Below are 21542 nucleotides of genomic sequence, written 5' to 3'. Positions count from 1 at the left end.
TATTATATTTGCTAATTAAAAATATATTTCCGATAACATTGAAATATGCATTTTTATAAGGACCACACACTATTTTTTGTAGAAATGTATTTAAACATATACGATTTTTTAAAGCTTTAATGTGGTATTTATCATGATAATGCATGTAGATATGTTTCCAGAAATGTTTGATAGATGGACAAAAAATTATCCTAAAAATATTTTTCCTGCCGACGGGCTTTTTGGTCAAGGCATTATTAGTAAATGCTGTTGAGGAAGGAAGAGTGAATAGTATTTTCTTTTAATATTAACATAGTTATGGTGTATTTTTCATTTTTTATAGTTGGTAAATGAAAAAGAGTGCCAACAAAATGGGGGCCAGTTGCGTTGACGGTAACGGGCAAATATGGTTTCTGTAGCTAGGCGCTAGTAACGCCTTGTTTTCCAGTGGCGGCCTCCCACCCCGAGAGTTTGTGGGCTTTATTGCGTCCTTTTTCAGGGCGCTATTCTCGCATTGTATCTCCGGGTGTGGGCGAAATATAATACCCGCAAGGGAAAATAGCTCGCCGTCCGCTGGCGGTTACTAGCACCCGGAGCTTGCTTTTGTGGCTGGCTCCAATAGTAAAAACCAGTGGAGTGCCGCATGTCTACTATCTCATCCCCCAATCAAGGTCTTCCTGACTTCACAGAGTTGGCTGAAAAGCTGCAAGAAGCCGCACAGGCTCTTTTGGCTCTTTCTTGCCCTGTCATTATGGACTCAGACGAGCCGCCACCTGCTTTGGAAAAAGCGCCGCCTGAAATTCGCTCTTTCCGCATTCCCGGCTATATGCTCGCCAAAGAAAAGCAGATGCTCGAAATGCTTAAGGCTGAAAATTGGCAGGAAATGTTTGATAAGACCTATGACCAGCTTTATACCTTGGCGCTGCTTATGCAGCACTTTGAAACCGATGAAAAAATTGACGGTTTTTCTGTGCAGCAGATGGGGAACACGCTTATGGCCCCACTTGATATGTTGAGCCGCCTTTGCTCCTTGGTGGCCGACTTCAGACCTGTAACAGCAGAACACTAGCAGCCGTAGAATAGATTGACGGCCTTTGGGGGTTGCCTCCAGAGGCCGTTTTTATTGTGGCTTTAGGCAAAGGCTGCCGGAGCGCGCAAAGTGAAAATACTCGCTTTACGAGCCGTGCCGATTTGATCTCTTGAACCTGTTCAGTGCATGCCTTGCTATATGGGGGGCGCTGTTTACGTATGGTGGGGGCAGAGGTGCGGCGGTGGTAAGGAGCTTTATTAAGGCTGCCCCTTGATGGAGAGATGCGGGCAGGGGATGCGGTGAGAATGGAGGGACGCTAGCTTGGATCTGCCAGGATTGTTGCTGTTGCGGTCATTGGGGTTCATAGCGCTTCACAGCAACTAAATAGCAGCAGGGTGGGGAGCAGCTTTCATTGATAAGGCAGGCGCAACGTGATCTGTCATTGCGCTGAGCGACGGAGGGAACACCCTTCTAGCAAGAGGCAAACGGGCAGGGCAGGCTCCATGCCACGGCAGTTAGCTGATGATTTTTCCTCTTGTTGAAATATTGACTTGTTTCTCTGCCTATATCCGGCCAGCTTTACCAGTATTTCATAAAATATTTTTAGCATCTGTCAACAAATCGGCCATTGCATGGGCGCAACGCGATTTATTTCAACTTGATCAGTTGGTTATACTTCATTCGTTCTTTCATCATCTCGCACTGCCAAGTTATGCTGGTCATAGCCAGTATTTTACATTCTGACTATGCATTAAAGTAACATCCCACATTATCTTAATATTTTTAGATTATAGTGACACATTATAATGTTCGCAATTTAGGGTAGTAAAAGTAACCAAATTGCTAGGTATATTGATGCGAACATGAGAATGCACTTATGTTCATTCTATGGAAATGGGTCAGGAAATAGCAGAAAAGACGCGGGCCGGGTCGTGAAGTGATGATGGGTATTGTAGCGGAGCACAGTTTTAAGCTCCAAACGGCTCATCCCGCACGCTAAACAGCAAACCTGTGGGAGGTCTGTTATGGAAAGATTAAAGAGTGCTTTGTCTGCGGCCATCGAATTTGGCGAGTGTGTTTTTGTCACTGAGAAGGAACGCGGCAGTATTGGCATCATACCCCGGTGCGTAACCAATAATTGTGTTCACTGCGATATCGTTTCCGTCTCGCGCACCTGCGATTCGCAAAAGAGAAAGGTGAAGCTGGATCTGGTTGATCTGCAACTGGCATAATGGCCTTGATAGGGGGGATCTTCACCCAGCCACAACGCAGATAAAACCCGCGCAGGCTGAACTGGACACTTTGTTCACTGCTCCAACAATACAATGGTTGCCCTAGCTCTGCTGCGAGCTTTAAGCTTGATGCAGGGGGTGATTCAATCTGGCTTGGCTGACCTTTTAAGTATTCAAAGCTTAGTTGGAGGCACAGGTCAAAAGTCCCAAAGAGTCAAATCGAAAGGGCAGAGGCGGCATTAGCTTCGGCGCAGTAAAAATCAAAAGATATAAGGCCACTTGGCCAAAACAAAAGGCTCACGCTCCGTTATGGATGCCGTGGGCCTTGCTGGTTTGGTGGAGGAGTGGGTGTGAGGCCGAGGCGTAGAACTGATGAATGTGCCTAACGGAGCGATCTAAAGGAGGCTGTGCGCAAGGTGTGCGTGGGCTGTGGCATGACGCAACGGTGAGGAAACAGACTAGGTTTTCCATCATTATTTGTGCCGTCGTCCCATCAGTGGCTGTAACAAAACAGGGCCGAGTTCCCTCGGCCCTGCCCATTAATGTTTTCCATCAATTATGGAATATAACCATAGCTAGATTTAGCTAGGCATTGGATGGTTCTCATCGGCGCTGTTCGCCAAGCATATTGCGAGGCTAACAAAGATAGCAGGGTGGACTGTCCTCATCTTGGGAGACGTTCTTGCACATGACTGAATCCTCCTTTTACAGATATGAGGATGCTCTAGAGCTTGATTTATTTATGCAGAAAAAGCCCGTTAAAAGCAAGCAGAATATATTCAAGAGATATTTAATAGTTATAGACGGTTTGGCATGCCTCGCTTGGTTGCGCTGAGACGTGAGGGGATGTCAAAGAACCTACCGAAGCTACGAGGGACCGAAAATGGTAAAAAAATGAAGCCCCCAAAGTTTTTTGAAATCTTACGAGACTTTTGAAACTGTTTGATCATGAAGCGGAATAATCAAGCAGAAAAGCAAGTTTGTAAAATTTTAAACTTCAACCCTCATCGTCTTTATTTCGCAATTTGTGGACTCTGGACGACGTTCATTCTGTTATGCTATATTTAAAAAATAATATGATGTTGAGGTCATTTTAGCAAAGAGTGAGTTATAATATTATTTATATTAATAATAGTATGACTATTGGGGTTGCCAGGGATAATCAATTTTATACTGTGGAATATAGGGGATATGTAAAATGGCTTATCCTATAGAGAAAAAGCTTGTTGTTGGGATCTCTTCAAATGCTTTGTTTGACTTGAAAGAAGAGGATAATATATTTCACAATGAAGGGTTAGATGCTTATCGCAAATATCAAAAAGAACATGAATCTACTGTATTGAAGAAAGGAGTTGCTTTCCCATTTGTAAAGAGATTTTTGCATATAAACAGTATAAATGTAAAAGAACAGCCTGTTGAAGTTGTTTTGCTGTCTCGAAATAGTCCAGAAACTGGAATTAGAGCCTTTAATTCAATAAAAGAGTATGAGCTGGATATAACGAGAGCCGCATTCATGTCGGGTGGCTCAGCTATAGAGTATATAGACGCCTTTAATATTTCGCTTTTCCTTTCCACAAACGAAGCTGATGTAACTAGTGCTATACGCCAAGGGTTGCCTGCAGGAAGGATTTTGGAAACAGATATTTTAGATGAAGATGAAGGCTCTATTGAGCTAAGAGTTGCCTTTGACTTTGATGGGGTAATTGCGGACGATGAGGCTGAGCGCGTTTATAAAGAGAGGGGATTAGAAGAATATCATCAGTATGAAACAGAGCACGGTACAGAGGAATTGGGTGCTGGGCCTCTAGGAGATTTTTTCAAAAAACTTTCGCGTTTTCAAAGGGCTGAAACAAGAAAAAAACAGATCGACCCCACATACAAAAAAATTTTGAAAACAGCGATCGTTACAGCGCGAAACGCTCCTGCCCATACAAGAGCAATTAATACCCTGAACGCGTGGGGGGTTGAAGTCGATGAAATGTTTTTACTCGGTGGCATAGACAAATCAAGAATTCTGAATGTACTAAAACCCCATCTATATTTTGATGACCAAGTGGGGCACTTGGATATAGATGCGGCAAAAAATATTCCACTTGTTCATATTCCATTTGGGATAGCGAACAAAAAATGACTATGTCCTATAAATCCAATGCTGCATTTTACAAATAACCTACGCACGGCTTCTATAGCAGCATCAAGTTCTGCAAAGCCTTTCTTGACGTATTGGATCAGCACGAAATCAGGTAAGCCCTTTCTGCAGATCACTATATAATGTGAGGTCGCGTTTTTTTGCTTATTCATCTCTGGTTTCATGCAGTTCTATAGGTGAAGAAATCGCCACGCAGGAAAGCACATCGAATAGGTCATCCTTTGTCGCGTCGATCAGTTTTTGCCGATCTTTCAATAGGCGATGGTACCTTCTTCCATTATATGGCACTTTTTTCTGGAAAAAATGCCAAAATTTTGCGGAGTTCCTCGCATTTGGCAAGGCAACGCCGGAAATGAGAAATCCCGAAAGCCTTGTTATTAGCGGCTTTCGGGACTCTTCCGATTTATACCGGATAAGCTGATGGTGGAGGCGGGGGGAATCGAAGTGTTAATTTAAAGCGGCGTTTTTATACGATAATTAATTTAAAATTATGGTGATTTGCCCCATAATTGACCCCGTTTGTGGGGAGGCTCGCCAAAAACGGAACCGAACTCGCGTCCGAAAGCAGACGGATTTTCTCGCTGGTCAACGCTATGTCACGGCGTCAAAGATGGCAACAGAAAGGCCTCCCATAGCGGGCAGCTTATCCCTCACCACATCTTTGCCGCTTCACACGGCTCTTTCACAAACTTGTTCTCATTCCCCTGCATCGCCTCAATTCGCTTGGCCCTTGTGCATTCCCACTGATCGACAGGATACATTTTATCCCACGCGCCCATAAGCTGCTCCTGCTGGCGACTCATTTTGTAGCGCGGGTAGGCATCCTGCATATAGAAATAGCTGCGGGCGATCTGGCCACGCGCGCGTGCTGGTGGTTCAGCTTTGCTACCGACAATCTTCATCTCACACGAGCCAAAGGAGGGCGGTTCACTCGGCAGCATTTGGTAATTGAAGTTCGAGCGCATGGCGTTCACAGCGCCGATTGCCGGATACAGGTTGTACATGTCGGCCTGCATGTGGCGGTACTCAGCGTTGACCTTCTCGGCGCACTTCCGCCCTTTGAATGCCTTGCCCCGGTTATCCACACATTCCGGCGAACCTTCGCGCCATTCTTCAAAAGCACGCCCGAAGTTCTCAGCCGGCACAACGTGTTCCCATTCTATTTTTGCGGCCCGCTTCTCGTGCTTGGGAGTAATAAAACCCTCTGGAAGGGTTATGTTGCCCTGTGCATCATACTCAGCGCCGCAGTACAGCGTGATGCGGTGGTCTTCATAGACTTGGCCAAGCATTTTTTTTGCGCGGGCAAAGCTGTCGTTTGTTGTGTTTCCTGCTGCCAAAACCAAAGCGGGAGCCAGAATAGCCCCCGCAAAAACAGAGAGAAGAAATTTACGCATTATGCCCCGTCCTGGCCATCAGCACATTCAAACACAACTGAGGCAGTTGCCCCGTCCGATGTGGGTTGTGTCTCCATGCTTTGAATATGGGCTTGCTTGCCTTTCTGGGCACAGAAGTCTTTTGCGATCTGGATTGCATCGCGCTTGGCGTCCATTTGGGCCCCACTCAAAAACGCTTGCGTTCTTTCGATATCGACCGTGTACACGTTGGGTCGAATCTCAACTGGTGCACCGACTTTTGTGCCGCAGCCGACAAGTGCCAAGGCGCAGCAAAACATTAAAACAAGATTTTTCATTCCGCCCCCAATGCGTTTTACGATTTTCTATCAATCTAGCTGTGTTGGCACAAGGGGGCTTGAGCGTAGATTTACGCCTCACTGCCACTTACAACCACATCAGATGCCCTACACTTACACGTTGGACTTATCGTGCCATCACGGCAGACAACCCGGCCATTCGAGCATTGACCAGACATGCCGCCATGATGAGAGCAGCAGCCTCGGCCAGCTTCAAGGATGCCATCCAGGGCATCGTCAGTTTGTGCGGCTTCGCACTGGTCTGAGGGCACAGCCTGGGGAGCAAAATTATCATCAGCGAAGGTGGGAACTGCAAGCAGTAGAAACAAAAGCGCACTGGCAAGAGTTTTCATAAAACCTCCTATACTCAGTGCGTAGCGCGCGGGGCAAGGCGTGTCAAAAATAATAGCGCAGCACTTGGAATGTGAAGAAAAAGAAAAGGCCACCCGAAGGCGGCCAAGAACTTACCATCCGCGTGAGGGAGAGTTGTTTGATCTGCTCGGGTAAGAGCGTCCAAGACTGTTATTATTATGGTCAGAATTAAACCCAGATCGGTCATTATCGTAATGCTTTGTTCCAGGCTGCCCCGTGTACGGGTTGGTGTTACCGTAGGTGCTATAATTATTGCTTGTAGTATTGTCAGGGGCAGTCCGCATGTGCGGCTGAACATACGTTCCGTTATCGCGCGTATATCCATTTACATAAACATCGTTACCGTAAGCAGATGCAACCACGGGAAAGAGAAGAAGAAATGCGAGAACGAGAAGTTTTTTCATAATATCCCCCATATGTTTTTCTATTCCCCTATCAACCTGAGGGATTTGGCGCAAGAATGTTTTTGCTGGTGGTCAACATCTCAGCCCACCTTGCCCCCGTATTTGTTAGCTGATAGGAAAAGCTCATCCGAGGGGGAAGGATGCACCAGGTCAGACCCTACATGCGTGATTCCGTGAAAAACCTTGAAAAGGTTTTCACTGAGTATGCCTTTAATAAAAAGGTGTTGACTGCGGTTCACGCGGAGCTTGGTTTTCGCACGACAAAAAGCGCCGCCGCCTTACTCCTGAAGGTGCAGCAGCGGCTTGAAGAAATAGAGAAAAAAGATCGCTTTGGCCGGGAGAAAAGCGTTAAGGGTGCGCCGCCAGTGACGCCGTCCCAAGCTCAGCTTCCCTTGCTTGAAACGCCCGTTGCCAAACCCGCCCGCGTGGATCAGGGCACAACCCCACCAAAACCCCCACGTCCTGAGCCAGCTGCAGTAAGTAGCCCGCCAACGATTACAACTCCGCCACCAGTGAAACTGGCTGCCCAAGCCAAAGTAAAGGCCGAGGCCGATAGGGCCGTGAGTGTTAGCCTTGTTGGCTTAAGCCTCTTGGCCGTCATCTTAATTTTTGCCTTTTTCGGAAAAAAATTGACCGATGACTCTGTGGTGCATAGGGCGAACAGTGTGCCCAACACATATAAACATGTGCCCCTGTATACCAAGCCTCGCGTGAGTCCAATTTTCTTTGACGAATCCCCAGAGTGGCCGCAGCAGCGCGAAATGTCGCCCCAAGCTCGTGCAGAGGGCGACATTAAAAAGGAAAGTACGGGGGATGAATATAAAGTTGAAGATCGTATCCTTTATTACAAGAGGGCGGTGGACGCGCTTTTAAACTGATTCCACCGGATCAGTTCACGCCTATCGGGCGCATCCAGAATGTTTGATTATTCTCCCTTTCCACTCGTCGTTTTGTTCGCGCATAAAAGCCAGGCTTCATGCTTTCAAACAGGGAATAACCGATGGCGTAATCAAAGCCAGTGCGGAACCACCAGAGGTTATTGCCAGGGGTGGCGTTAATAACTGCACGGGTTGCTGTTTGTGCCACGCTGTCACCGTCGCGCAGGCGCTTGTACAGGTTTTCGACGTCGGTGATTGTGCCGCCCAGTGTCGGCCCAAGAATGGTATTGCCAAATCCACCGCCCATTCGATTCGCTTCGCCAAATAGAAAGTCACCGTATATGCCCAAGCCGCCGCCTTGCGCCGCTGCTGCCATTGCTATCTTTTTAAAGCTTTCGGCATCTTCAGGAATGCGCGGCGTTTTTCCGGCAAGCCATTCCTTGGCGGTCATGGAGCCATAACCAAACAGTGTGGTCATGAGGAATAGGCGCGAGAAGTTCAGAAAGGCCGCTCCTTTCCCCTCATTGGCACGCCCTATAAATTCCCGGCCCATAGTCTTTTGCATAAAAGCGAGGGGGAAGCTCTTAAACTGCATCACAAAGCGCAGGGCTTCGCCCACTCCTGTTCCGGCTGCCGTGCCTTGCCTTACATAGCTTCGGGTTTTACCGTCGGGTGTCAGAACGGCGAAATCCAGCCGGTCACGAATCATAGTACGAAGCTGGTTTTGCAGGTCGAAGCGAAGATTATCAAGCCGCGCTGGCGTGGCGTCTTGCCCTTGGCGTTTAAGGTAATCAGCAAGCACATTGTCAGAAACATCGTTGACGGCGTCCGGCGTGAGATAATCACGCCCATCTGCTGCCCGCGTTTCACCGCTGCGGATGATCTCCCATCGTTCCGCGTCAATGCCGTACATGGACAGAAGGCGTTTCCGCTGCATAGAAAGGGCTGGCCAGTCTAAAGCGCGATCCAGGGCCAAATCGTGCGACATCATCAGGGCGGCGCTTTTACGCCAGGTGTCCGTCCACCACTGCAACCCATTAAGCTTGAAAAAAATGTTCTGCATGCGTGTCATTCGCCCCGGCAGCTCGTCACCGGAGAAACGGGCCGTAACGTCTGCGGCCATGCCATCAAAGAACACGCCAAGTTGTGAAAGGATTTTTTGCTGCTCGACGGTGCCGCGCCCCTTCAGCATACCGCCCATTCCTTCCAGCATACTGCCGAAAAAGCTGCGCCCCTGATAAGCAAACTCACCAGAGAACAGGGGTATGTCTGAAAAAGAAGACATGAGCACCTTGCCCAGCTTGGTCATGTTTTGCCACATGCGTATGGTACGACCAATGGCAGCAGCGGAGGCGTTGCCTTCAAAATTAAGGCTGCCGTCCACTTCCTTGATCTGATTGCTGAGTGCGCGCCGTGCATTATCCAGACGGGCCACGCCGTCTGTATCCCCTCGCGTATAAAGCGCCGATCGCACGTCATTTACGATAGAGTTAAAGTTATGTTGCGGCGAGGGGCCGAGGGCACGCATAAGGGCAGTGGATTGCGCGCTGGACATAAGGCCGTTAATCACGGCCTCGCGCAAGTTGCCTACGCCAAATTGAGAATTATAGGATGCCCAAGCATCAGCATCAGCGAAATGCAGAACGCGCTCTTGTGACATTTTGATGGCGATATTGCCCACCGTTGAGGCTTTCATGCCGCTAAGGCTGTTTGGGGTTTGCGGGTTCTCCCGTCCTACGGTGATGTGATTGAAGGCCGCATAGAGAAAATCACGGCGTTGCTGATCGGTGGTGAGCGTGCCGTCTTGAATTTTTTCCCAATCCAATAGGGGAGTGCCGCTTTCTCCCCCCTCTGTAAGAAAACTGCGCCATGCCTCAAATCCTGCGCGGCGCAACTTACTGCGGTTGTGGCTTTGCCGCACGATGTACCCTGGCAGCTTCCCGATCAGCGCCCCAGAGAGATTGGCGTCACCACGGGCCTTTTCCTGCCATTTGTGGATGATGCCCGCTACTTCTGCAGCTTCTTTTGGCCCCTTGAATGCCTTTGCCTCTGGGTTATCAAGCGCCCAGAGCGCCCGCGCCACATCGCCATCCATCACTCCTCTTCGGAACAGCTCAAGATGTGTATCGCCCAAGGCTGTAATATCGGCCAGCAGGCCGCCGACATAGTGACCTCCCAAGGAAAGTTGTTGAGCGTCTACAGAAAATCGCGTGCTGTCTTTTGCGTAATTGCTGCCCACGAGCAGGGTGGAGAGCCCTTTTTCTTCCTGCCCGGCAAATGTGGACAGCACATAATCAACACTCTTCAGCCTGGCTGTTGCTTGCAGAGCCAGGGCACGCTTTTTCGCCGCGGCTTCCAATATCTGCCTGTCGCCTGCTTGGGCGACTGCCTCTTGCAAGGCGCGCTCTATGTTATCAACGCCACCTTGCTTGTGTTCAAGGGCTTGCCTGGTCTTTTTGACCTGCTCAAAAAGCCCGAGTAATTCATCATCGTCCATCCCTACGGCAACGCCATTGCGGATCAGATCAACGCAGTCGCCATTATCCATGGTGGTTTGGCTCATTATATTTTTCCTCTTTAGCGGCGGGTTTCGCACTGCGCTATTTCAGCCAAAATTTCCTTGCGGCGGTGAGCTTCAGCCATCTCCATTTCTGCCATATTTACATCTTCCCGGTATGCTTCGCCTACAACGTCTTTAAGGTCTGGGTGGGCTTCCTGCACCTGCCGCCACTGAGCATCTAAATCTTTGACAGCTTCATCAGAGAGCGCCTGCACAGCCTCTAAGGGTTTGCCGTCAAGGTCTGGCTGGCTTGGCAAGCGGGTGTCCACGTCTTCCACAAAGCTGCGAGTCATCATACTGCCCAAGGCGTAGCGAAAGGCTTTGTCGCCATCTTTCATGGGGGTGGTGAGCATATTGCCGAAGATGGTATGCATTTCGTCAGTAATTTGCAGACCTGCGGCGTCAGCATTGGCATAGAGTTCCAAAAACCATTGCCGCAGCTTTTCAAAAACGGTTTGCAGCTGTGGGGCAGGGGCTTTGCCTTCCAGTAGGAATTGTTCACCTGCCCTCGCAAATTTTTCTTCCATTTCCCGTGTCCACTTCTGACCAGGCTCGGCGCCAACAAATTCTTCTATCTTGGCCCAATCTTCGCGCACCCGTGCAGGGGCTTCTGGGTGTGCTGCGGTTTGTGCCATCTCTCGGCGGAAGACATGGTAAAGCTCATGAGGAGCAGAAGAGAAATCAGACGTAGCAAAAAATTCAATGACGGCCTTGCCGTCGGCGTCGAAGGTGACGGCGGCGCGAGGTTGAGAGGCTGTATTGCCTTTGGCGTCAGGTGAGCTTATATTTTTCTCAAGCGGGTCGTCTGATCCAGAGGGGAGACCGTTTTCACGGTCGGGATACGCTGTAATTTCCTCAGCACTCTGGTATATGGCGGCCTTCTTTTTTTGCTCTTCAATCCAGTTTTCCACGCCTTTCTTTGAGTCCTCAAAAGCCGTTAACACTCGTAGTCGATTACCTTCTTTGGTCCGCATCGGCGCAGCGAAAACAGCCAATGCCTTTTCTTCGTTGCCCGGCAGTACGAAGGCATAGGCTGGGCCGCCCGTCACCCGGTTGTTTCCCAATGCGGTAATCTCACCTTGTGTGACGGCCTCTGGAATGCGTCCCCATTCAGAAAAATCAGGATGATCTTTGCGTATGTGGCGCACCTGATCTGAAGCCAACATGATTTCTGAACCGTGAAATTCAGGAGTGTCGGCCCGATCCACAGGGCCAATGCCGATGTATGATTTTTTATCCTGGGGAGTTCCGGCCAAGACTTCATCTATAAAAGCCTGAAGGCTAGGTGCGCGGTTGCGGTACATGGCGTGAGTTAAGGCGTCTTCGTCCAACGTCCCATTGCCGGCCCGGTATTCCGGCTTATAGATATCATAAAACTCTTGTACCGGACGCTGTAAATCGTGCGACCATGCCCTTGCTCGGGCGTCAAAAATGGCAGCAGCGGCATGTGCTTCCTGTGAGAGCCTTGCATTATCAAGGCTTGAGCTTGTTTCTAAACGGGCATCGTGTATTTCCTGGGCGTGTGCATCCTTCAGAGCGATAGTGTCTGATGTTGGCGCTGTAAGCTCCCACGGCTGACGTTGCCCAGACTTAGCTCGCAAATGGTCGCCAATCGCACCCGCTGTTGGTTGCAAGGCCGCGCCAAATATAGCGCCAAAGCCGATGTTAATCAGAGCTTCAGTCTTGTCATAATCTGCCTGCTCTTGAAATCTGGTAACTGCAATAAGCGGCTCAACTACTGCTGCACCCACTGCACCTTCAACAGCGCCGATGCCCGCACGCACGCCAGCACGACCCCATGCCCCTGAAGCCTTGCCCAGAAGAGATAGCGCCCGTGCCTCCCCAACGACAGGGAAAAAGGCCGAGGCGATGTTGATCGGGTCAATCAATGAAGTTCCTAAGCCTGTGGCGAGGCCAAGCGGTGCCCATGCATCTGGCGCGGCTTGGCGCACAGCCCTGCGCTGCACCTCTTCGCGCTTCCGCTCAATAATCACATCGAGCATGGCTGCGTTGTAGCCGTCCTGCGGTTTCAAATCCTGTTCAAGCCCGGCGTCTTTAATGCGCTGCGCCTGTGAGTCTTTATCCAGAATTTCCGGGCGCTGCTTGCTATATGTTACTACAGGAAAGCCAGATTCATCTTCTTCCGTGCTTATTCCGGCGGCCTGTGATGCCAGCGCATACATCTCGCTCTGATCTGCGATGGCCACGCTTGGCAAGTCGTGTATGGCATCCGCTGCGGCAGTGGAAAGGTATTCTCCAAGCGTTGGTTTAAGCCAGTCTGTGGATTCGTCAAAGGCAATGGGGTTCACGCGGGGCTTGGTGTATAAGGGCATTATTTGTGCCCTCCTATGTCGTATTCATTCATAATATCTTCAATGGTGGGGCGCTGGTATTGCTTGTCTTCGCTTCCGATACGCACCAGATCAGCCCATGAGCGGAAGATTATTTTACCTTGTGTGTCACGCACAGGGCGACCCTGAACGTAAAGGTTTAGTCCTGATTCGTCAGGGGCTGTCACCCATTCGCCATCACGCTTGATTACTGAAGAGGCCGATTGAGCAATAAACTGTGAGGTAAGCCCCCCTGATGCCTTGGGCACTGTGATACTTTCAGGCTTGCTGGCAATGTCTAAAAGCGCGCTCCTCGCTCCTTTGGCAATGGCATCGGCATCCACCTTCGATGGAACGCGGTAATATCCGTCACCCTGTTCAACAAGGCGATACCTGTTCAGGGCAACGTCCTCACTGGCCTTTCTAGCGGCATCCTTTACATCAAAGCCACGCTGCATATATTCAAGCGTCAGCCGCGTAGCGCTGTCTGTGATTGTGGCGGCCATTTCAAGATCGCCCTGAGCCTGAAGCGTCGCCGTGAATTGTTCAAGTTCTCCATGAACTCTTTCGCGGAGGTCTTTAAAGCTTGATTCAGTAAGGCCTAGAACGTCCTTGGCTTGTTCTTTGTATTTGGGGTTCCTGTATGTGGATGCCAGTAGCCCGCCACTTTCTTTGTCCATGCCCGACGCAACAACGCGCAGGCCAGTAGGCATCTTGCCTTCTGTGACAAGCTGGCGTTCAACTGAGGGCCAATGCTGCCCCCAAGCGGACTGTTGCTGTTCGAGAATTTCAGCAGGTTTGTCGCTGTTGGCAACGCGCCATGCAAGATCTTTGGCCGCGCTGTCTGGCAACAGAGGGGGCGATTCAACTTCGCTCTGACGCATGCCTCGTGCGGCCCCTGCGGCCTGAATTTTGGCGGCATAAGTTTGCGCATTTTCAGGGGTAGGCGACTCTTGCCACGATTTGAAGGCGGTCTGGACGCCCCTATCTTTACCAAGCAAATAGCCAATGGGGTCTTTTTGTCGCAACTCTTGATCCACCTTAACGGCATGCTCTAGCCGGGTGTAGTCAGCGAGTGAAGAGGCGTAGCCGTCACCGGGTTGCGGCTTGCGATCTGCAAGCATTTTTATTTGCTCTTCGGGAGTAAGCGTTGACATGGCTTGAATATCAGCGCCAAAAGCCCTAGCACTTTCAACTTCCTGCCATATTCGCGTTCCTTTTTCTGCTCCGTAAGCACTTACGACTTCTTTCTGGGTTGGGGCAGTGGGGGCGTCTTGCCCTTGCCGCCATGCAGCTATGGAATCCTGCAAGCGTGCATGAACATCAAACTGGCGTTCAGCACGCTCAGCCCTTGCCCGCGCCTGAAGCTCACGGCCCAGCGAATTTATGCGGGCCTCGTACTGCGGGGCGGTAGCGCCGAGAATATCCTTGTACTGCGTAAAGGCTTCACGGGCGCGGCCCACGTCCTCCTTGGCAAGAAAACTGTCAATAATAATGCCCGACGCCTTGTGATTGATTTCGGCGTCGATGGCGCGATTATCCATGCCGGGGAACAGATCCGCATAGCGGCCTTTGAGAGACGCAAGCGAGGTTTCGATAAACTCCCTGTTGCCGGGGTCTTGGGCGATGGCATCCATTGCCTGGGCCACATCGCCATCCCACGCGCTCTTTTTCCACATCTTTTCTTGCTGGCTGGCGTAGGACTGCCCTTGCTCGGTAAAGCGCAGACCAAAGGCGGCGGCATCCTGCATGAACATGGTGCGGAATTTGCCGGAAAACTTTTCTGCCAGAGGCGCGGCGGTGTCGCGGGCAAAGCTGTCGAAATGTTCCCCAGCGCCAAGGGCGTTCTGCCCCTGATTTTCCTTGGTGAAGCGTTCCTGCTCTGTGGAAAGCTGCGTCTTGTAGTCTTGCAGGGCTTGAGAAACACGGGCGGTTTCCTGACTGACGTATTCCTTGATGCCGATTTCTGTAAGCTGTTTGCCAGCATCAAGCATCGCCTGGGCGGTACTTGCTGCGGCATCTTGCCCAACATTGCGCACAAGAGCCTGTTGAAAGCCGGGATCAATGCCACCGACCTGCACACGGCGCGGGGGCGTAGCGTATTGCTGTATGCGTATGGCCATGTGTTAACCCCCAACCGTCTTGATCATCTTCATGCCAGAAGAAAGCGCCTTGCCAAAAACGCCATTGGAAGCACGTTTGCCAAGGTCGCTTAGTGCGCCTGTACTGCTACTTGCTGCACCGCCAAAACCGCCTGCCATAGAATAGCCGCCGATGCCGGAAACAAGCCCTTGCATGCCAGCGGTCAGAAGCGATTGCCCAAGCCCTTTGACCGTGCTGCCGTAGTAGCTGCCGGCACTGTCAAAATTGGCGGCGTTGGCTTCCTGTGCGCGGACGTTCTGCCGCGTTTCCCACTGGCCTACGGCCTTCTGGTAGCGGTTGGCCCCAACGTCAGCCGCGTAATTTGCGGCATTGCCTGAAAGCACCTGGGCGGCGCTGCCACTGGACATATCAACCCCCAGCGCGCCCATGTTGGCGACGTTGCCGGATTGGATGTCGGCATATTCCCTGTGCAGGGCAGACTTTTCGCGGTCAAGATTTTCGGCCTCAATGCGGCCTTTCTCCGCCGTGACGCGGGCCTGATTGCGTGCAGCATTGGCGTTGGCCTGCATTTGCGCTTGCTGGTATTTGGCTTGCTGATTGGCCGCGCTGTTTTGCGACAAGCTGGACAGTGCCGCCATGCCGCCCATTGCAACGGCCAGAGTTACCGGGTCCATGCCCATATTAATTGCCTCCCTTGCCGGAAAACGGCGCTATATCCATAGCGGTGAGGATAGAAAGAATGGTCAGCGGGGTAGGGGTGCGTACTTCAATTGTAAGCGGTGTGGTGTCTGTCCATCCGGCGCACGTTTCCATGTGCAGGTCAGTGCCCTCGGTATAGAAAGGAGCGGTCTGAAAGCTGCCCCCGCGTATCTGCCTGTCGATGATGGAATACAGGTTTGCGCCAAAGCCTGCCTGAAAGCTCATGCTGCGGTAAACACGAAAGCGCACGCCCGTAATCTTGCGGGTCTTGAGTACGCTTGAACCTTCTTGGGTGTTAACTTCCGGCAGGTTAAGGGCCAGCTTGGGCACATATTGTAGACCGACCAGTAAAGAGCTTGCCGGGTGCTTGAGCTTGAGAGAGCCGTCCGCCACAACAGTTAGGCCGTCAAGGGTGCTGCCGTCTGCAAATGCCTGCACCGTTTGCCCCGCCAGGTGGTCAAGGCCGAAGAAATCAGCTTTGGGCGGACCGTCATAGCGCAGGGCGCTATCAAGAAAATTGGCGTCTGCCAGGCTGTCACTGTCAAAAAAGGATTCAAGGCGCTCAACGCACAAACCACAGGGGCGCTGTATCAGCATCCACACCTGATCGTCAGGAGTGCCGGGGATGGTGGCCACGTCCTTGATAAAGCCGTTTGTGGTGTGGTGGTGCCAGCCCACAACCTCATGCTCTGGCATGTATGTAAGCCCTGCCATAGAGCCATCGGCCAGGACGCACCAGATTATACTGTGCGGCTCCTGCTGGTATGCCCAAGCTACAATGCTGGTATCCGCCAAGATGTGCCTGGCCAGCAAGTTGAGGTCTTGAGGCAAATATTTATCAGCGCTGTAGTTGTAGGCAAGCTGGCGCACGGACTTGCTGCCACGTTGCAGGAACAGCACGGAACCGCCCACAGACATGGCCTGTACAGCATCGTCGCCGCCTATGGTGGTTTGCAGTTCGAAAGATATGTTTGAGGGCGTAAGGGCCACGCCTTCGCTTGCTGCAAGGGTCCACTCGCTGCCCTCTGTGCCGAATGCCAGTGATTGGCGGTCTGGTTGCAGCCAGGTTATGCGGTTGGCCTGCGTTGATGCCAAAGGCGCGGTAATGGCATCATCGTCTCTGGGTGGGGTTGAAGACGCCATGATTTCAAAGTCGCCAGAGCGCGACAGCCATATGGTGATGGGCTTTTTGTTGCTGGCTGCAAAACCAAGGCGCTGTTGGTGAAAGAATACCTGTGAGGGATAGTTGCCATCGGCAAAAGGGTTTTCGTGCTTGGGCGGAGTGTCGGAAGTGTCGGCGCCAATGTTTTCATCGTCAAATGTGCGCTCTGCGCCGGATCTGCCGATGTATCCGAACACGCCGTATTTCTTCTTGTATACCCGGTAATAGGATGCCCCGGCGCTGGCTGCCCACGTTAAACGTATAATGTATTCCATTGAATCAAGAGACTTGGCATTTATGCTAAACTCTGCTGAGGGGTTGGATTCCTGCCCGGTTTCTTCATCCACAGCCGTGACAACATATGTATATGTGCGCGTGGCGTCACCATTGTTAGCGCCACGATCTACGATACTCCCCGCAAGCGCCGTTGGTGCGGCCACTTCGGGCACAAATGTAAGCGCACTGAATTGCCAATCATCATCAGCATAGCGGGAAAGCTTGCGCGGCTGATACTTTGAATGAGCGAAGTAAATTACGTCAGCGCTTTGGGCAAAGCGCAGGTTTGCGAGGTCTGCTGCGGCAAAGGGGCTTGCAAATTCTGCATCCACTTGCGTTCCGTCTGGCAGCCAGACACGCAAGATATTGTCGCCAAATTCAAGAACTCGGCCTTGTGTGGCGCTGAATACAAAGGGAATGAAGCGGCAGTGGTTGCCGCTGGCCATGCCCATAAACCGCATGCCTGGTCGACGGGTAACGCCGCCCTGGGGCATGGGTACAATGTTGTGCATGGTTTGCGCGCCAGTTTGGTATTTCGGCTGGTCAACGCGCCCACGCATGAGGGGGGTTGTCTCGCCACCGTTGAGGACATTTTGCAGATGGTAGACAGGCATTAGCCGAACCTCTCTTGAAGATAGGCTGAAGGCGTGGGGCTGGCAGGGGCTTGCGCGTCGTTATGCACCTTGGCTTGGTCAAGGGAAAATTCGTGCATTTCCAGATAGGTCTTGGCATTAACTGCGCCCTGCTCAACATGAGGGGAGATTTCCAGCGCAATGCGCCAGGCCAAGGCATCGGCAAAATGGTCGGGAAATGTCTGTGTGGCATCAGCGCTGACGTAGTGCAGCACAAGGCCTGCATGACGGCTGTGCAATGCTTTGCCCGCAAGTATATAATCATCGCAGGCTTGGCCATAACACAATGTAGAAACACCAATTACGCGCAGGCAATCGGGCGGTAACGTATAGCTTTTGAGGTTCGGCACTGAAGCTTCTGCCAGTTGTTCAAGGGCCTTGAACTTTGCTGCAAAGGTCCAGGGATAAGAGGCCAGACACAGATCACGTGCGCGGTCATATGCAGCATTGGCATGCTGTGCGGCCTGGCTGTCTTCATCGGGGGACGTTGCACCTGGAGCGGCAACGCGCATGAGGGCCGTGTTGATGATAGTTGTGCGGTTGTGGAGCATGGCCTATACCTCCGGCTTTGTGGGCCAGGGCGTCGCCGGGCCGCCGCCGTCCCAAGGTGCGCCTTCCTGCCGATTCAATGCCCGCAGCTCGGCACGGTAGGCACGATAGGCGGCCCGTCGTTCGTTATCAGGGTAATCGTCCATACCGTATTGGTCCGTGGCGGCAAGGAGGCGTTCGGCTTCAAGCCGCAAGCTTTCGTAGAGTTCTGTCTCGCTTGGCGGCGCAGGCGGTGTAAACGTAAGGCTGCCGTCCGCGTTGACCACCGTATTTGCAGGGCTAATAATGTTCTCATAGCCACGCATGCCAGCGGCTTCTATTGCAACATCGCTGACTATCTCCCACCCTGTTGCAATATGACTGTTGAGATTATCATCCGAGTCCACATTTATAACCTTGTTACCACGTTGGATTACCCACATTATAATTGCTCCGCGTAGAGTGTTCCAGCCTGTTTAGACCGTATGTTAATCACAACAGTGTCGGAGGTGGGCTTGACTGCCATGACATTCGTGGAACCCCATGTAGTGTATGTACCCATGTGCATACCTGTGTTCGGGCTATTCGGCCAGCTACCGAGGACAGCTCCAGATGTTACGATCGCCTGTATCCATGCATCTTGCGTTGCACTAGCGGGGACCCACACAAGTAGAAGCAGTCGCCCTACCGCTACATCCGTAAGAGTCCATTCTCCGGTTGTAGACCGGGAGCCTAGGGGCACTAGCTTGGTGCGTTCCCGTATTTGATGTTCCGCTGGCGCTGTCAGATTGTCTAAGGCTACATTGGCCTTGCCCGCCAGCGCTGCCATGTATGCCGACCAGTCAAAGACGCTGGCGTTGTTCTGTGAGCTGGCGAGGACAACGAAGTGGCGCAGGCGAACGCCATCTGTTTGTACTGTTGTAATATCATCCCGATACACACTACTAGCCCTGCTCAGATCAAAGGTCATTGCATGCGTGTTAACATAGCTGTTGGAGTTTCCGGCAGTCCCCTCTGGATCTAATTCTATTTCAAATACACCCTTAGTCCCCAATTTTACCCATTTTGCTATTGATGCATCCAGCCCTATTTTACCTGTTGCATTAGGAGCCCCGGCTTGCACACTGCGACCAATCTCCGCAGTGCTGGCGGCATGTGTAATAGAGTCACCATCTTTATACAGAGGGACTTTGAACTTTTTGCTCACCTGATCCAGCGCGAATTTGCCGCAGTCCCCCGTCAAAGCTACCTGCGCAGCAAACTCTGCATATGTGCAGGTAACAATCCTACCAGCGGCCAAGTAGTCCGTGTAGAATGTGGGAAACTGGGATTCCGTGTATTCCGCCGCATCAGGAAGCACGCAGCCATTGGGAACGTATCCGTCAGCCGCAAACATGGGTATGACACAGCCAATCAACGTAGTGCTGAGGGCGGTGATTCCTGATTCAACCGAGTCAAGACGGTCCCCATGAGCGTTCAAAATACCGTCTTGTTCAGTATTTTTTGTTTCTGTGGCTGTAACCCGCTCAACAAGATTATCCGGTACAGCGCCGGCGGCCTCTAAAGCGGACTGCGCGGCTTCAGATGCGCTTGCAGCGGCAGCATTGGCTTGTGATGCAGCATTGTCGGCGCTGGCAGCCGCGGCGTTTTCAGAGGTGGCGGCGGTACTGGCACTTGCCTCGGCATCATCGCGGGCGGCATAGACACCGTGCAACACTTCTTGCGGTGTTTCGTCGCTTGTGGCTGGCAGGACTACTGAGCGCGAAGCCATGTAGTTAAGCTGCTGAATCATCTGTACGGTGCGGTCAAGCTGCGTTTCGAGGGCTTCGGTGCTTACTGTGCTGGTGCTGGAAAAATCTGCTTCCTGGGTGGCGGGGATATTGGAGACTACGGCCAGAATAGACCCCACAGGCACAACGCCGGGCAACAGGTTTACCGTGCCCCCCTCGGTCAGGATGGTGACAGTATAATGTGTGCCAAGGGTAAGTTCTGTGTCGGCGCGGGCATCAGCAGACCAGAACACGGCCACATCCGTACCCGAGTAGATGCGGAAAGGAATGCCGTAAGACAACACTCCGTTAGTGACTCTATATCTGGCGCTTGTGGTGGTATCGCTTATCATGGCTGCCTCTTGCGGGGTGCGGCATAAGGCAGCCGCACCCCCGTATGTACCAGCGTGAGCTAGCGGGCTATGTAGGAAAGAAACACATCAACCTTTCCGGTTGCGGTGCCTTTAAGGTTCGCCTTTACAAAGGATTTGCAGTCAGGCAGCAGCATCTTGCCGATGGTCTGGCCGTCAACAAACGTACCAGCAATTGTGAGCTTGAGAGCAGCAGCCGGGGCTTCAAACGTGCCGTTCTCGGTGTCGCTTTCCTTGAAGGTCAGTTCAAGGCTGGTGGCGTCCACAGCGCCATTGGCACAAACGGTAATTGCCAGCGCGCCAAGGTGCTGACCAACGGCCAGGGCATCAGTGTCAGCGCCGCCAGTGGTGACGGCGAGGTTCTTGCCGAAATACTGGTCATGCCAGCGGTTTTCTTTGCCGTATTCAAAAGTCATGATGTTCGTCCTTGCATTATGCCCGTTCTGTGCCGGGGCTAGACCTTGGTTTCAGTGCCGTCAGCCATGTTGTAGGAACCAACAAGCTTGATGCCGTTGAGGTCTCCAATGGCGGTGGACAGGGTCTTGTCACCGTTGGAGAGCTGCAAGTATTCCTTCTTAATGGCGCTCATGGTTTTGGTGAGAATTTTGTGGTGCCCAAAAATGAACGTGTTGTTGGCAGTGCCGCGCACGTCGGCAATGGCATCTTCCAGCATGGTAAGGGTGGGCAGGTTGTCACCGTTAACGTTGACGATGGCGTGAACGGCCTTTTTGGGTTCCAGAAGCTGCCAGCCGAAGCGGCCCCGGTATTCTACGCCGTAGCCCAACACGCCCTCGTCGCTACGCAGGTGATACTTGTTGCCGCCGTTAATGGACGAAATTTCCAGCAAGCGGCCCTGGTTAAAGCCATTGGGGTCGTAAATGCCCACGTTGATCTCCTGATCAAAGCGCACCACCATGACGGTGTAGCATTTGCTGGTGGCCGCACCCTTTGTGACCAGGCCGTTTTGCAGGGCAGCCTTGCGCCAATGCTTATCAAAAATGGCAACTTCGGTGTCCATACCGGCTTGCTTGAGGATGGCGTTTTCACGGCGGGCAAAGTATTTATCCGGCCCGCCGTACTGCGCGGCCTTGTCAACGGAAACTTCCATTTCGCCGCCCATGACAGACACATAGGTCTGTTTGAGGTCGGTTTTGGCGTCAACGCTGGGCAGAGGAGCGCCAAGATCGACAAACGCGGCACCCTTGATGCCGGAAAGCACTTCTTCAACGTTCCAGAGGCCATGAGTGGCCCCAACAAATTTGAGGCTATCCAGAATGGGGGATTCCTCAGTGAGGTAGTCCACCAGTTCCGGGCGCTTCTTCGCCTTGTCGGCGGCAATTTCTTTGAGTGTCTGCATCTGGGGCATGACGTTCCTTCC

Annotated in this window: 17 protein-coding genes; 4 read left to right on the top strand and 13 right to left on the bottom strand. The window is 51.9% G+C overall.

Going from position 1 to position 21542, the window contains the following annotated elements; translation table 11 throughout:
- The first annotated feature begins 622 nt into the window (after positions 1-622).
- The 3 genes from HNQ38_RS09855 (at position 623) to HNQ38_RS09845 (ending at position 4372) form a co-directional block, all read left to right on the top strand.
- A complete protein-coding gene (locus HNQ38_RS09855; protein ID WP_183719982.1) occupies positions 623-1048 on the top strand; it encodes a hypothetical protein in 426 nt (141 codons plus the stop codon).
- A 986-nt stretch (positions 1049-2034) separates the two neighbouring features.
- Positions 2035-2241 (top strand): hypothetical protein, encoded by a 207-nt coding sequence (locus tag HNQ38_RS09850; RefSeq protein WP_183719979.1) that lies wholly within the window; start codon positions 2035-2037, stop codon positions 2239-2241.
- Between the two features lie 1198 nt (positions 2242-3439).
- A complete protein-coding gene (locus HNQ38_RS09845; protein WP_183719976.1) occupies positions 3440-4372 on the top strand; it encodes a 5'-nucleotidase in 933 nt (310 codons plus the stop codon).
- A 668-nt stretch (positions 4373-5040) separates the two neighbouring features.
- Here HNQ38_RS09845 and HNQ38_RS09840 read toward each other — a convergent pair.
- From HNQ38_RS09840 to HNQ38_RS09830, 3 genes are all read right to left on the bottom strand, one after another.
- Entirely contained in the window at positions 5041-5784 is a 744-nt protein-coding gene (locus HNQ38_RS09840) for an endonuclease (protein ID WP_183719973.1), read from the bottom strand.
- Complete coding sequence (locus tag HNQ38_RS09835; RefSeq protein ID WP_183719970.1) at positions 5784-6080, bottom strand: putative periplasmic lipoprotein; 297 nt, start codon at positions 6078-6080, stop codon at positions 5784-5786. The genes HNQ38_RS09840 and HNQ38_RS09835 overlap by 1 nt, the downstream gene beginning before the upstream one ends.
- A gap of 71 nt (positions 6081-6151) precedes the next feature.
- Positions 6152-6433 (bottom strand): hypothetical protein, encoded by a 282-nt coding sequence (locus tag HNQ38_RS09830; protein WP_183719967.1) that lies wholly within the window; start codon positions 6431-6433, stop codon positions 6152-6154.
- 563 nt (positions 6434-6996) lie between these two features.
- Between HNQ38_RS09830 and HNQ38_RS09825 the strand changes: the two genes are divergently transcribed.
- Positions 6997-7734, top strand: coding sequence for a hypothetical protein (locus HNQ38_RS09825; protein ID WP_183719964.1), 738 nt, complete (start codon positions 6997-6999; stop codon positions 7732-7734).
- 10 nt (positions 7735-7744) lie between these two features.
- Here HNQ38_RS09825 and HNQ38_RS09820 read toward each other — a convergent pair whose 3' ends face one another.
- The 10 genes from HNQ38_RS09820 to HNQ38_RS09775 are packed head-to-tail and all read right to left on the bottom strand — an operon-like array spanning position 7745 to position 21530.
- On the bottom strand, positions 7745-10297 hold the full coding sequence (locus HNQ38_RS09820; RefSeq protein ID WP_183719961.1) for a hypothetical protein: 2553 nt from the start codon (positions 10295-10297) through the stop codon (positions 7745-7747).
- A 14-nt stretch (positions 10298-10311) separates the two neighbouring features.
- Positions 10312-12627, bottom strand: a complete 2316-nt coding sequence (locus HNQ38_RS09815) for a hypothetical protein (RefSeq protein ID WP_183719958.1) — start codon at positions 12625-12627, stop codon at positions 10312-10314.
- Positions 12627-14747 (bottom strand): hypothetical protein, encoded by a 2121-nt coding sequence (locus tag HNQ38_RS09810; protein WP_183719955.1) that lies wholly within the window; start codon positions 14745-14747, stop codon positions 12627-12629. Before HNQ38_RS09810 ends, HNQ38_RS09815 begins: the two co-directional genes overlap by 1 nt.
- Positions 14748-14750: 3 nt before the next feature.
- A complete protein-coding gene (locus HNQ38_RS09805) occupies positions 14751-15407 on the bottom strand; it encodes a virion core protein, T7 gp14 family (protein ID WP_246388090.1) in 657 nt (218 codons plus the stop codon).
- Position 15408: 1 nt separating this feature from the next.
- Positions 15409-17478 (bottom strand): phage tail protein, encoded by a 2070-nt coding sequence (locus tag HNQ38_RS09800; RefSeq protein ID WP_183719952.1) that lies wholly within the window; start codon positions 17476-17478, stop codon positions 15409-15411.
- Positions 17478-18047 carry a phage connector family protein gene (locus tag HNQ38_RS09795; protein ID WP_183719949.1) on the bottom strand — a complete coding sequence of 190 codons (570 nt, stop codon included), beginning with the start codon at positions 18045-18047 and terminating at the stop codon, positions 17478-17480. Before HNQ38_RS09795 ends, HNQ38_RS09800 begins: the two co-directional genes overlap by 1 nt.
- A 3-nt stretch (positions 18048-18050) precedes the next feature.
- Positions 18051-18467: a phage tail assembly chaperone gene (locus HNQ38_RS09790; protein ID WP_183719946.1), complete on the bottom strand. Its 417-nt coding sequence runs from the start codon at positions 18465-18467 to the stop codon at positions 18051-18053.
- Positions 18467-20146 carry a hypothetical protein gene (locus HNQ38_RS09785; protein ID WP_183719941.1) on the bottom strand — a complete coding sequence of 560 codons (1680 nt, stop codon included), beginning with the start codon at positions 20144-20146 and terminating at the stop codon, positions 18467-18469. The genes HNQ38_RS09790 and HNQ38_RS09785 overlap by 1 nt, the downstream gene beginning before the upstream one ends.
- A 59-nt stretch (positions 20147-20205) precedes the next feature.
- Positions 20206-20580: a hypothetical protein gene (locus HNQ38_RS09780; RefSeq protein ID WP_183719938.1), complete on the bottom strand. Its 375-nt coding sequence runs from the start codon at positions 20578-20580 to the stop codon at positions 20206-20208.
- 38 nt (positions 20581-20618) lie between these two features.
- Positions 20619-21530: a major capsid protein gene (locus tag HNQ38_RS09775; RefSeq protein ID WP_183719935.1), complete on the bottom strand. Its 912-nt coding sequence runs from the start codon at positions 21528-21530 to the stop codon at positions 20619-20621.
- Between the last annotated feature and the right edge of the window lie 12 nt (positions 21531-21542).

The organism is Desulfovibrio intestinalis, assembly GCF_014202345.1.
Lineage (GTDB): Bacteria > Desulfobacterota > Desulfovibrionia > Desulfovibrionales > Desulfovibrionaceae > Desulfovibrio > Desulfovibrio intestinalis.
Note: the sequence above shows the minus strand (reverse complement) of the source record. Positions and strands in the feature narration are given on the sequence as shown.

Coding starts and splice junctions, on each gene's coding strand:
- HNQ38_RS09835 (WP_183719970.1), bottom strand. CDS start 6,080: ATGAAAAATCTTGTTTTAATGTTTTGCTGCGCCTTGGCACTTGTCGGC.
- HNQ38_RS09775 (WP_183719935.1), bottom strand. CDS start 21,530: ATGCCCCAGATGCAGACACTCAAAGAAATTGCCGCCGACAAGGCGAAG.
- HNQ38_RS09845 (WP_183719976.1), top strand. CDS start 3,440: ATGGCTTATCCTATAGAGAAAAAGCTTGTTGTTGGGATCTCTTCAAAT.
- HNQ38_RS09795 (WP_183719949.1), bottom strand. CDS start 18,047: ATGCTCCACAACCGCACAACTATCATCAACACGGCCCTCATGCGCGTT.
- HNQ38_RS09855 (WP_183719982.1), top strand. CDS start 623: ATGTCTACTATCTCATCCCCCAATCAAGGTCTTCCTGACTTCACAGAG.
- HNQ38_RS09800 (WP_183719952.1), bottom strand. CDS start 17,478: ATGCCTGTCTACCATCTGCAAAATGTCCTCAACGGTGGCGAGACAACC.
- HNQ38_RS09780 (WP_183719938.1), bottom strand. CDS start 20,580: ATGACTTTTGAATACGGCAAAGAAAACCGCTGGCATGACCAGTATTTC.
- HNQ38_RS09785 (WP_183719941.1), bottom strand. CDS start 20,146: ATGATAAGCGATACCACCACAAGCGCCAGATATAGAGTCACTAACGGA.
- HNQ38_RS09805 (WP_246388090.1), bottom strand. CDS start 15,407: ATGGGCATGGACCCGGTAACTCTGGCCGTTGCAATGGGCGGCATGGCG.
- HNQ38_RS09815 (WP_183719958.1), bottom strand. CDS start 12,627: ATGCCCTTATACACCAAGCCCCGCGTGAACCCCATTGCCTTTGACGAA.
- HNQ38_RS09850 (WP_183719979.1), top strand. CDS start 2,035: ATGGAAAGATTAAAGAGTGCTTTGTCTGCGGCCATCGAATTTGGCGAG.
- HNQ38_RS09830 (WP_183719967.1), bottom strand. CDS start 6,433: ATGAAAACTCTTGCCAGTGCGCTTTTGTTTCTACTGCTTGCAGTTCCC.
- HNQ38_RS09820 (WP_183719961.1), bottom strand. CDS start 10,297: ATGAGCCAAACCACCATGGATAATGGCGACTGCGTTGATCTGATCCGC.
- HNQ38_RS09840 (WP_183719973.1), bottom strand. CDS start 5,784: ATGCGTAAATTTCTTCTCTCTGTTTTTGCGGGGGCTATTCTGGCTCCC.
- HNQ38_RS09825 (WP_183719964.1), top strand. CDS start 6,997: ATGCACCAGGTCAGACCCTACATGCGTGATTCCGTGAAAAACCTTGAA.
- HNQ38_RS09790 (WP_183719946.1), bottom strand. CDS start 18,467: ATGTGGGTAATCCAACGTGGTAACAAGGTTATAAATGTGGACTCGGAT.
- HNQ38_RS09810 (WP_183719955.1), bottom strand. CDS start 14,747: ATGGCCATACGCATACAGCAATACGCTACGCCCCCGCGCCGTGTGCAG.